Annotated in this window: 10 protein-coding genes; all 10 read right to left on the bottom strand. The window is 34.7% G+C overall.

Features of this window, described 5'->3' with window-relative positions; genetic code table 11:
* Nucleotide 1 precedes the first annotated feature (1 nt).
* Complete coding sequence (locus tag AC1DVP_RS05470) at nucleotides 2–946, bottom strand: alpha/beta fold hydrolase (RefSeq protein ID WP_477182528.1); 945 nt, start codon at nucleotides 944–946, stop codon at nucleotides 2–4.
* A 1-nt stretch (nucleotide 947) separates the two neighbouring features.
* Complete coding sequence (locus AC1DVP_RS05465; protein ID WP_477182527.1) at nucleotides 948–1,793, bottom strand: alpha/beta fold hydrolase; 846 nt, start codon at nucleotides 1,791–1,793, stop codon at nucleotides 948–950.
* A 15-nt stretch (nucleotides 1,794–1,808) separates the two neighbouring features.
* The gene (locus AC1DVP_RS05460) at nucleotides 1,809–2,609 is read right to left on the bottom strand and encodes an SDR family oxidoreductase (protein ID WP_477182526.1); all 801 of its coding nucleotides are present in this window, start codon (nucleotides 2,607–2,609) and stop codon (nucleotides 1,809–1,811) included.
* Between the two features lie 146 nt (nucleotides 2,610–2,755).
* Complete coding sequence (locus tag AC1DVP_RS05455; RefSeq protein WP_477182525.1) at nucleotides 2,756–3,349, bottom strand: TetR/AcrR family transcriptional regulator; 594 nt, start codon at nucleotides 3,347–3,349, stop codon at nucleotides 2,756–2,758.
* A gap of 330 nt (nucleotides 3,350–3,679) precedes the next feature.
* The gene (locus AC1DVP_RS05450; RefSeq protein ID WP_477182524.1) at nucleotides 3,680–3,868 is read right to left on the bottom strand and encodes a hypothetical protein; all 189 of its coding nucleotides are present in this window, start codon (nucleotides 3,866–3,868) and stop codon (nucleotides 3,680–3,682) included.
* Nucleotides 3,869–3,993: 125 nt separating this feature from the next.
* Entirely contained in the window at nucleotides 3,994–5,463 is a 1,470-nt protein-coding gene (locus AC1DVP_RS05445) for a glycoside hydrolase family 30 protein (RefSeq protein ID WP_477182523.1), read from the bottom strand.
* Nucleotides 5,464–5,855: 392 nt separating this feature from the next.
* A complete protein-coding gene (locus AC1DVP_RS05440) occupies nucleotides 5,856–8,441 on the bottom strand; it encodes a glycoside hydrolase family 2 protein (RefSeq protein WP_477182522.1) in 2,586 nt (861 codons plus the stop codon).
* A 57-nt stretch (nucleotides 8,442–8,498) separates the two neighbouring features.
* A complete protein-coding gene (locus tag AC1DVP_RS05435; RefSeq protein ID WP_477182521.1) occupies nucleotides 8,499–9,539 on the bottom strand; it encodes a glycoside hydrolase family 43 protein in 1,041 nt (346 codons plus the stop codon).
* Nucleotides 9,540–9,568: 29 nt separating this feature from the next.
* On the bottom strand, nucleotides 9,569–11,155 hold the full coding sequence (locus AC1DVP_RS05430; protein ID WP_477182520.1) for a glycoside hydrolase family 43 protein: 1,587 nt from the start codon (nucleotides 11,153–11,155) through the stop codon (nucleotides 9,569–9,571).
* Between the two features lie 331 nt (nucleotides 11,156–11,486).
* The coding region (locus AC1DVP_RS05425) for a glycoside hydrolase family protein (protein ID WP_477182519.1) at nucleotides 11,487–11,858 on the bottom strand (372 nt) is incomplete at its 5' end.

Here is an 11,858-nt window from a genome sequence, read left to right as displayed (position 1 = left end):
TTTATTTATTTAAAAATGGTATTGCTTTTTTAAGAAATTCTTCGTGATATTGAAAAATACCGCCATGTCCTGAATTTGGATAAATTATTGCTTTTTCAGCATTAGGAAACCGCTTTGCTAAATCATACGAATTAGGCGTTGGTACCATTCTGTCATTATCGCCATTTACTACTAATATGGATTGTTTGAAAACACTTAAATCGGCAGGCTTGTCATGTCCCCATGTTTCAATAGCTTTAAGCTGATTTTTCAATACACTAAATTTTACTTTTTCATCACGGTTCTCAGTTCTTTCTTTCAGACGTTTTAAAAAATCACGGGCCGCTTCTTTACCTACTTTGTTTTGAGTAAAAAATAGATAAAATTTAGGATCTCTGAATGTGAACAGACCTTTTAAAATATCCTTATACGTTAAACCAACCACATCACTAACTCCTTCTCCACCTCTTGGTCCGGTTCCCGCAAGAATAATTTTACGAGCTAAAGTCGGCTCTTGCAAAAGTAATTCTTGTGTAATAAAACCACCCATAGAAAATGCCATAATATCCACTTGCTTGTACCCAAGGGTATGGATAAAGGCAATCGCGTCTTTTGCCATGTCTGGAATGCTTGTACCCTGCTCACCTGTAGTAGCACCTACGCCCCTGTAATCAAAAGAAATAATATGGCGATGTGCCGCAATGGCATCCATAATTCTTGGGTCGCAGTTATCAAGGTTTGCCGTTAAGTGGTTGAGATAAATAACAGGTATGTCACCTTGCTTACCATAGGATCTGTATGCGAATTTTATACCGTTAGCTTCTACAAATTTAGTGGGAACTGTAGCATAAGTGTAGTTTCCATTTTGGGCATTTGAAGTTTTCATAATTTCAGAATTATTAGTCTGTGAAAATAAACTGCTAATTAAACCTATCATTAGCATAAATGTAATTAAAAACTTTTTCATTTTAATTATTCGTATTTTTAATGAAAGTTTTAATATACGATGTGGCTAATTCAGGGTATTGATAATGTGGCGCATGACCAGTATTTGGAAAAATAATATGCTGAAGAGAAGGAGCTTTTTGAAGCAGAGGAAACCAATTTTCTACAGCAAAAGAAATATCATTATCTCCAGAAATCGCCAATACAGGTGTTTGTAAAGTTTTATATGCTTCTCTAAAGTTATCCTTGTCTAATGCTAATTGCTCTGAAGGAGCGAAAAAGCGTTGAAATATTTCTTGTGTTGCCGGAACTTTTGATTGGTCAAGTCGTTGAGCAATTCTTACAGCTGACGCTTGTGCAGCAATTCTGCTTGATTCAGATTTTGGTTCAAAGAAAAGTGTAATTATATCTTCTAAATCATAATCCGGTTTCAATGCTTTTTCCAAAAAGACAGGAGAAAGAGGTGTTTCATTTTTACCCATTGGATTACTGCCAATAACGATTGTACTCAGTACTCTTGTTGGGTATAAAAATGTTGTGTATTGAGCAATAAGTCCTCCATACGACCAACCACCTACTACAAATTTATCAATATTAAGATAGTCAGCTATTTTTACCACCTCTGCTGCTACAAGATGTAAATCCAGTGGCAATTCACCTTCAGAATAACCAATACCTGAATAGTCAAAAGTAATTACAGTATTGGTTTCAGCCAATAAGTCAAGAAACAAGGGATCCCAAGTATCTAATGTTCCTCTAAAACGGTTGGCAAGAATAATAGGTGCTCCATTCCCAATTTTTCGGTAGCCAATTTTTTTGTTATCAATATCTGCGTATTGTGTCTCTGTTGTTAATGCATTATTTTCCATTTTTTTATTATTTTTTTAAGATTTGTTTAATTGTTTGAGAACATTTTTTTCTAAAATCCCATAAGCAAAATGTTGAAGATTGAGTAAAGTAGAAGTACCCTTACCCACAATGTTCCTAAATTTAGGCTTATCCGTTTGAACTACTTTAAGCACTTTTTCTGCAACCATTTTAGGATCTTCGGCTTGTTCTACTAAGTCGTTTGTGAATTTTTCAATTTTTTTCCTTAACGAATTATAATCTTCAATTTTCGTTAATGGTGATGATGAATTATCTAAAATACTTGTTTTAAAAGCAGCCGGTTCAATCATGGCAACACTAATATTAAACTCATTCAATTCATAACGCAATGATTTGAAATACCCTTCCAATGCGTGTTTAGAAGCGGCATAGTAAGCAGCATTAGGGAATGATACAAGCCCAACAATTGAACCCACAGTAATTATTTTACCAAATTTTTGTTTTCTAAAATGCGGTAATACAGCGTTAGTTACCTTGATGGTTCCCCAAAAATTAGTTTCTAATTGTTGTCTTCCTAACTCAATGGGTATTTCCTCCGCAATTCCTGAAACTAAAAAGCCCGCGTTATTTATGAGAATATCTAACTGACTTATTTCCTTAAAAATTCTTTCAGAAAAAGTGTTTATGGATTGCTCTGAATCAAGGTCTAAAGCTATCATTTTGAATGGTAACTTTGATATATACTTTTCAGGGTTTCTGCTTGTACCAATTACGTTGTACCCTTTTTTGTGTAGTTCGTTTGCAATTAGCAAACCAAAACCTGATGATGCGCCTGTTATTAAAATTGTTTGTTTCATAATTATTTTATTTTATAAATTGGTTTTTAGATTATTTTTAGACTTTTTAGTATATTATATTAGACTTTTTTACTGATATATTTAGATTTATTAACTGATTAATTTGTTTTAAAATAGACTAAAAAGTATATTTTAAGATAAAAAAATTAAACTGAATAATTCTCTAATTCGGCTTTCAGACTTTTTATCAATCCCTGCATTGGTTTTGCTGTGTTCATAATGCGGCACATAACAACAGCTCCTTCAATTGCGGCAACAGCTTTGAAAGCATAAATTTCAGGTATCAGGTCGTTAGAAAATTCCCCATTTTGAATAGCTTGTTTTAAAATTTCAACAAACATATTTTGGCCTTGTCTAAATACTCCGGCTATTTTTTCCCTAACAAGAGGAAAATTATCGTCAGATTCAACAGCCATATTAATTAAAGGACAGCCTCCTTTAATATGAGTTTCTATTGGATCTTTATAAAAATCAAAATAGGTAAATATTTTTCCTTTAGCAGTTTTCTCTTTGCTGATCATTGAAACTAATTTTTTGGAATTATTTTCAATCATATAATCAATAACCTGCAAGGAGAGATCTTCTTTGTTTTCAAAATGACCATAAAGACACCCTTTTGTTAATTTAGTGGCATCAAGGACATCATCAATATTAGCTCCTGAAATTCCTTTTTGATTATAAATTGGAGCTGCCGTTTCTATAATAAATTGTTTTGTTCTTTCAGCTTTTGTCAACATCATAATATTATTTTACAAGGCAAAAATATACTAAAAAGTTTATTTTGTAAAATGTTTTAATCTTTTTATAAAAATTTTAACTTTTATAATAATGTGGTTTTTTATAGAAAATAAATTTTGCATCAATTTTATATGGCTTTGTAGTATGTAAAATACCGCTTTTATAAAGAAGCAAAATTCAGCAATGAAGCATAAATCTTCCAAGGAGAATTAAAAAAACCGGGATCTTTTAAAACTGAATGAGGCTGTCTTTTTGGACAGCCTCACTAAATTATCTAAAAAACGATTACTCTCTTTACTCATTTCGACCAAGCTTCAATAATTAAAATTTTATTATTTGGAAATAGAACCAAAAACCTCAAATTCAGCCAGTTTTGCTGATTCCCCTTTAGGCAATTTGGTAAGAATTACTCTTATAAAAGGTCCGAATATTTTTTCATTTATATTTTCAATGCGGATTTTATCAGTTGAAGTCGTTTTGGATTGGTCGATTACTAACTTCCAGCTATTGAATACAATCATAACCTTGATAATAGGCCTTGATATTCTTGTTTCTGAGAAAGGCTTCGTTAGTGAGGTCGACGCATTCAATGGCCGAAATTTTTATTTGTATAATAAAGTAATTAGTGGGAAGAGAATATTTGAAACTACTTTAATTGAAAAGTATTAAAAGAATGAGGCTGAAGCGTTACATTCAAATAGCGTTCGCCGAATTTTACGTTTATATTTTTATTCTCTTCATTGAAATTACCTGCAATAACAACATATTTTCCCTGAGGGTTAGATACTACCAATAAAGGTAATTTATCGTCTTTGTCATGCTTATAAACTACTATTTTAGACCCGGAGGTTATGTAGTGACTAAAGTGTTTTGCTGCATAATATTCAGGTGTATAGGTTGCTGTTTTTGTTTTTGAATCAACGCGAATCAACGCATTTTGTTTCCAACCCCAATTGCTAACTCCATCATCACACAATATCGAATTCCAGAAAGTATATTCTTCACATCCATTGCCTAAATAATAATTCATAAGGCTAAAAGTATGCTCGGCCGATTTCCAATCGAACGAACCCCAACCACATTCACTTTCTGATTGAACATATTTGTATTGCGGATATTTGGCTCGTATTTTAGGCAGAATCTGTCCACCTTCCCATTGAAAACCAATTCCTTTTATAGTTTGCGGCATTCGAGAATCAGAAAGCACTTGGTCTATAACTTCATAGCGATTTGTATTAATTGTACCAAGATAAAGCGACACATTGGGATGTTGCTCTTTTAGTGCAGGAGCTAAATATTCTGAATTAAAACGAATTATACCCTCGGCTGTCCATGCACAACCTGGATAAATTGTATAACTCCATGGCTCATTCTGAAACATTGCCATAATAATAGGTATACCCTGTTCTTTATATGCTGCAATAAATTTGCAGAAATAGTTTGCATAGGTTTTAAGGTAGCGAGGGTCTTGTATAAGAAAATCGTTAACTGTTAATTGTTTTGGAAAAACCTTTGAATCTTTTTCAGTATTATCTTCATAAAGAGCAACGTCAGACAATGATGATAATTGATTATATTTATTACTACTGCTAACAGAATAATTGTGATTCACTTTCATCCAAGATGGAGGTGACCACGGAGAAATCCAGAAAGTCATATTAGGGTTGTATTGTTGGGCAGCTTTAATATAAGGGATTAAAGTCGTTTTATCGTGGTTAATATTAAAATGTTTCAGTAGGAAGTCTCCATCATTCTCATCACAACTATACCATTCACGGGCATAATCGTTAGCATTCATAGATAAACGACCAATTGTAAAATGCAAGTCACCATCGGGCGAAAAAAGCTGACTTAGAAGAATTTCTTGTTGCTTACGTGGAAGCTGATTTAGTGCATCCCATCCCAGTTCGTTAAAACATGTCCCCCAAGATTTGAATGTCGTTATATTTTCATTACCATTTATTTCGATAGTTGAGGATGTAGTTGCTTTTTTAAGCAAATTTATTGACGATTGTTTCCATATATTACCTTCTGTACTGCTAACCCAAATACATGATTGAGCATTTACAGCATAAGAGAATGCAATAAAAAGAAGAATTAAAAATTTAGTTTTCATTTTGTAGAAATTAGTTTATTTAAAGTTTATGTGATTAGTAAAGACCTCATCAAAATAGCAGTCATCAATTCTAAATCCATTTAATGAAGCTATGCGTCAGTTTTTAAATTTTATCATAATAAAATGTTGATGGGGTAAGGTTGTACACAACGTTTCCTGTTACAGGAGATTTTGAGCTAAATTAAGACCATTTTCAGATTTGCAAAATTTCACAAATACAACACCACTTTGTATTAAATCTAATGCCCAAATCCGTTGTAACTTGGGCTTTCCGAAGGGAACATTTTTTAAAGCGGGATGCTATACGAAGTTTTCGTAGCACTTTCTAAATTATTTTAAAAAAGATTACTCACTTTACTCATTTCGATCAGACTTCAATAATTAAAATTTTATTATTTGGAAATAGAACCAAAAACCTCAAATTCAGCCAGTTTTGCTGATTTCCCTTCAGGCAATTTGGTAAAAGTTACTCTTATAAAACGTCCGAATATTTTTTCATTTATATTCTCAATGCGGATTTTATCTGTTGAAGTGGTTTGGGATTGGTCGGTTACCAACTTCCAGTTATTGTCAGCATCCAGTGTTTCAATTTTATAGCCGAAATTGGCCTCTTCCGGAAAGGTCAGTTTCACTTGGGCAATATCGACAAACCGTTCCAAATCCACCTGCCACCAATTGTCTGAATTAGTATTGGCTGCCTGCCAGAAGGAATTCGGATTACCATCACTGGCTAAACGAGGTAAACGTCCGGGAGCTTCACTACTGGTTCGCGTTGGGTTATCAAGACCAAAGCTGGTCGCTGCTGCTTTGGTTTCTTTTCCAGTAAAGCGAACATAGGGACGATCAGCAGCTGCTGGTGTTTTTCCGGCAACAAATTTGGGTGAGCCAATTGTCATTATTTTGATTACTGCATCTTTCAATCCTGGCGATGTGGCACGAATAACGGTTTCTCCTCCAAAAAATGAACGAAATTCAGTAGCGGCTAATCCGTCTAAAATCTCAATATCCGACTTGGAATCGAAAGTAATAGCAGTACCTGTGGGAAATTCTCCCGGACCGGATTCAATACTTAATTTCACTGTCGGAGAATTACTCAATTCTTTACTCTCAGCATCCACAATACTGACAAGCAAATAGGCATCATCTGTTCCGTCATTTGCAATCACCGTTTTATCTGTGGTTAGTTTGATAGCAGCAGCTGTCCCTTCAACTCTCTCAGGAGGAGCCGGAACTCCTGTATATTCATTTCGATACCAGTAAAATGCTCTTTTAGGAATACGGGCATAATCCAAAATCCCCATTGAGCCAAATCGCTTTCCGGCAACACTTCCATGATCAAAACCGCACCAAATAGCTTCTCCACTTCTCCACTCATAATGCCATGGGTATTTTAAGCTTTTATCCTGATTTTCTCCAAGAGGCAAATCACCCCAACCCGGTATATATTTTCCGGGACGGAACCCTTCCGTAGATCCATATTCACTCACCACGCTAGCCACTCCTGGATTAATAAAAAGACGCGCTCCGTCGCCATTATAACCTGCCACATCACCAATTTTATCCATTTCTCCACGTTGACATCCGCCAATAGCCACCGAACGCGTAGGATCTAGCTGGTGTCCTAATTCGACCTCCTTTTTCAACAATTCACGTGCTGGATCTAATGTTTCTTTGGTTGTAAAGAAGGGTTCGTTACTGGTACTCCATACGATAACAGAAGGATGATTACGATGGATTCGAATCATATCTTTCATTTGTTCCAAAACACTTTGGTCAAATGCGACCCAATCATCAGGATTTGTTGGATAGGCATTACTCCCTTCATAATCCCCTTCAGTTCGTGAACCTCCAGAACCCCAAAATGGAGTTTCAGACCAAAACAGCATTCCCTCTTTATCACAGGCTTCTACAAAAGCTGGATCGTGAGGATAATGAGACCCACGGATAAAATCAAATCCGGCTTCTTTCATCATTTTGATATCTCTTAAAAAGGCATTATTGGTCACGGCATCGCCCCAACCAGCATGATCCTGATGCACATTGGCTCCTTTAAAATAATAACGTTCCCCATTCAGGAAAAATCCTTTATCGGCAGTAAACTTAATACTGCGGAAACCCAATGGTGAAATAAAATCATCTACTGCTTTACCATTGACAAGCACTGTTGTTTTTACCGAATAAAGATTTGGTATTTTTGGACTCCATAATTTAGGATTCTTAATTTGATTGCTGGTTTGGTCAAAAGTAACGATTTGACCCGCTGGAATATTTTTCGTTGATAAAAAATCCGTCAGTTTTTTTCCATTAATATCCAGTACTGTCGTTTGAACAGTAGCCGAAACTTCGGTGTTTTTTTCATTGACAACTTCCGTTTTTACGTTTACCGTAGCCAAATCTTTAGAAACACTTGGAGTCGTGACAAAAGTACCATACCAAGCAACATGGACGGGATCGGTAACTACTAATTTTACGTCACGATAAATTCCTCCACTGAAAACGTGTTCTCCAGCACGTGGTGCTACACGGGAATCCCAAAGATTATTTAGTCTGACGGCAACCGTATTCTGTCCTTTTTTAATCGCTTTGGTTATATCAATTTCAAAACCGGTATACCCTGAATTGTGTTTCCCTACTAATTTTCCATTGACATAAATTTCAGCGGTCCGATAAGCACCTTCAAAATCAAGGCTTACTCTTTTCCCAAGCCACTCTTCTGGAATATCAATATTCTTGCGGTACCAGCCATAACCTTCGTAAAATTTAGCTGACTGATAATAAGGCATACTAAAGGAATGCGGGAGACCTATATTATCCCACTCCGAATCATTATATACTGACGCTTCAGCTCCTGAATAATCACCCAGCTTAAATTTCCATTCTCTGTTTATATTGATGTTTTTTCTAAGTAACTGTGCATTTACAGTAAACTGAAATGCTATAAAGGACATTACTAAAAGTATATTTTTAATGAATTTCATAGAATATTTTTTATTTAAATTATGATTTTGTTTGTCAGTTTCACCAAATGATGCCTCTTAATGTTTTTTTTCAGTTTGATTGAGTTGATTTAATATTTCAGAACCACTCATCCATTTTTTTCGAAGTCTTTTAGCTTCTTCGTTTGTAATGGACATAACTGTTCCATGGCGCGGATGAAAGTCCATCGTCACTTCTTGGTCAATTATCTTGAAATTTTCAAGGTCGTCACTTTTCGTGAATTGGTACTGTCCTTTTCTATACACATCATACATTAAAATCCAAGAATCTGAATTATTTAGCTTAAAAACGCAGGATCCTTCAACTGCATCCGTAGTCTGCTGTAGCAGTTTGTCCTGCTTTATGTACCCTTCTGTAAGTTTGTTCGAAACAGCTTTTTTGATTCCCTTATAATTATCCTCATCCTTGTAAAACAAATGATACTTACCTTCATAGTAAATAATATCTCCATCAATACAAGCTTTATTATTAGGCTCAAAAAATAATTGTTTCGGTTCAGTTTCGAGTGCTGTAAAGTCTTTATTTGCATAAGCATAATAGATTTTATCAGGTTCATTCCCTGATCTCATAGACCAGTAAATCATGTATTTCTTTTTTACAGGATCATAAATTGTTTGAGGTGCCCATACACGGTTTACTGATTTAAACTCTAAAAATGTATTGGGAACATTGACTTTACTGGATTTCCAGTCTATCAAATTAGTAGATTTCAGCAATACCATTCCCCGGTTTGAATCCCATCCTTTGGCAGCTACCATATCTGTAGCAACCATATAGAATGCTTTGCCATCAACCGTACGCATAATATGTGGATCGCGAACTCCTCCGCTTTCACTAATCTTTTCTGAACTTAAAATGGGTTGATTGCGATTTAACGCTTTAAAATTATATCCATCATCGCTCAGTGCAAATCGAATTTGTTCTTCATCTTTATCTGCTGCTGTAAAATAAACAAAGAGATAAGAACTATATCTATTTTTAGTTGAATTAAGTTCATCTTTTATGTTTTGCGCGTTTGTTTTTTGTTGGCTATATCCTGTCATTATTAAACATAAGATAAGCGATATACTGTACTTCATTTTTTGATAGAATTTCATTTGATAATTTATTACTTCTCTAAGCGATAATTGAAATAATCCACATCCAGATAACCTTTATCTGAATCGTTATTATATGTATAAATACCTATTCGATCTCCTCGATATGACCCCCACATGAGTTGATAAGGATCACCAAATGGAATAAATTTTGATCCATCAGTACTGTAATAAAATTGACTTACTCCATCTAATCCCCATATTGATTTTAACCACAAATCATTACTTAAAATAGTACCTCCCTCTACAACTGAGTTTTTAACGCTATATTCCATTTTTTTTACCATACCATCAAACACTACGCCTAAAGATGCATAGTTTGGAGATCCAAAATGGGTTAATCCTAATTTTTGGCCTTTAGCCATTCCTTGTAAATCCAACTTAACAATTACTTCATTAAATGGAGTTCTAAAAGAACGCTGCGTTATAGTATTACCAGCCTTTACCATATTATTTTTCTCTAAAGGCCGAAAAGCTTTTAATCTTAGCCATCCCTTACGTTCTGTTAATGACCATTTATCATCTCTAGGCTGATAATTCCATTCCCATTGCTGAGTAAGTTTTGCTTTATTGAAATTATCACTCGTTTGCGGTTTTATCTTTTTCATACCCGAAATAGGTTTCTTTCCTGACCAAACCATTGAACCAATCTGATGAATATCTGGATTTCCTAAAATTGGCCATCCATCTATCCAGGTAACAGGAAGTAAACTCATATTTCTGCCGGACCAATCACCAGTTCCATGATGCGTCAAAAAGTACCAATCTCCTTTTTGAGTCTGAACAATGCCTCCCTGATTAGGTTCATTATATTCCTTTTGAGCATAACTTAACTGCTTTGGACCTTCGTATGGACCGTAAATATTCTTAGATCGTTCCATCATTACTACTCTTCCTTCATTCTTTACCTCCGAAAAGAAGTGATAATAAGTATCCTTGATTTTAAAGAGTTTATTAGCCTCGCTTCCTTTAGATTGATAAATTACCTTATCCGATTCTTTAATTAAGTTTTTTCCATCAGGAGTCATTTTAAACAGATGAATTTTATATCCATCAGCAAAGTTGGTCCCTATAAAATAACCTTGTCCGTCATCATCCCAAAACGGGCAGCCATCATCCCACCCTTTTGCTGCCAGAACTTGAGTAACTGGCTCCCAAGGGCCTTCTGCTTTTGGAGCAGTTGTCATGAAATAGCCCTGATCCGGATCTCCAAAGTAAATCCAAAATTTATTATTGTGATAACGAATAGCTCCTGCCCAAATACCTCTGCCATAAATATTCATTTTATCCCAATTCATCTCCGGTGAAATTTTTGTAATATCATTCACCGCATGGCTGATGATACTCCAATTCACTAAATCTTTAGAATGCAAAATAATAAAACCGGGAGAATACTGAAAAGTTGAAGAAACTGCATAGTAATCATTTCCCACTCTTATGCAGTCTAAATCGCTATAGTCAGCAGGAAGTATTGGATTCTTATAAGTTCCATCGTTTTGATCTCCCCAAGTTTGCCAATCTCCCCATTTTACTTTTTCCTGCGTAAAAGCTTCATTAAATCCAAGCAGAAATAAACATACAGGAAATATAAATTTCAATTTTTTAAACATCAGCTTTTATTTATCTTTAAACATTAATTATTATCAGTAAAACGATTTATTGATAAAAAAACATTTTATATTTTAACAAGAATAACTCACTTTTCTATTATTATTTAACCCATTGGATGTAATTGTTTTCAACACATAGAAACATCGATTTTGTAAACTCAAAAATAGGTGCTTCACTTTTTCAACACACACATAAACTCATTATGTAAAAGAAATGTATTTCTTTTTTTTGCATTCTTTTTAAAGTAAAATCGATGTTTCTATGTGTTAAATAAAAATTTTATGAATTACACCCAACAGGTTAATTTATTATTGTCCTTTATTTTCTTCTGTTAATTCCTCGTTTTTCTAATTCTATGTAAACAGGCTTATCCCTGTCCACAGTTATTACCCCGTCTTTATATTCCAGTTCAGCTACCTGAATTACACTGCGGCGAGTTTCGACATTGTCTGCAAATTTTGTCGTAACTCTGCCAGGATGAGTAAAATAATATACGAAAGCACGGCCACCTGAAACTACCACATCCGCATGACCGCCAATAGCCTGATCCTCCTTTCCTTTTCCTGGAAGCTCCAGAATCCTTTCACCTTGCTGTTTCGTCCAAGTGGCTGCATCATCGGAATAATAAAAACTCATACCGGACCAGTTATCAACCAACATCCAGTATTTTCCTTTCCAGCGAAAAACTTT

It is taken from the genome of Flavobacterium sp. P3_A6, from assembly GCF_056403035.1.
Note: the sequence above shows the minus strand (reverse complement) of the source record. Positions and strands in the feature narration are given on the sequence as shown.

Coding starts and splice junctions, on each gene's coding strand:
- AC1DVP_RS05455 (WP_477182525.1), bottom strand. CDS start 3,349: ATGATGTTGACAAAAGCTGAAAGAACAAAACAATTTATTATAGAAACG.
- AC1DVP_RS05440 (WP_477182522.1), bottom strand. CDS start 8,441: ATGAAATTCATTAAAAATATACTTTTAGTAATGTCCTTTATAGCATTT.
- AC1DVP_RS05435 (WP_477182521.1), bottom strand. CDS start 9,539: ATGAAGTACAGTATATCGCTTATCTTATGTTTAATAATGACAGGATAT.
- AC1DVP_RS05465 (WP_477182527.1), bottom strand. CDS start 1,793: ATGGAAAATAATGCATTAACAACAGAGACACAATACGCAGATATTGAT.
- AC1DVP_RS05460 (WP_477182526.1), bottom strand. CDS start 2,609: ATGAAACAAACAATTTTAATAACAGGCGCATCATCAGGTTTTGGTTTG.
- AC1DVP_RS05470 (WP_477182528.1), bottom strand. CDS start 946: ATGAAAAAGTTTTTAATTACATTTATGCTAATGATAGGTTTAATTAGC.
- AC1DVP_RS05445 (WP_477182523.1), bottom strand. CDS start 5,463: ATGAAAACTAAATTTTTAATTCTTCTTTTTATTGCATTCTCTTATGCT.
- AC1DVP_RS05450 (WP_477182524.1), bottom strand. CDS start 3,868: ATGATTGTATTCAATAGCTGGAAGTTAGTAATCGACCAATCCAAAACG.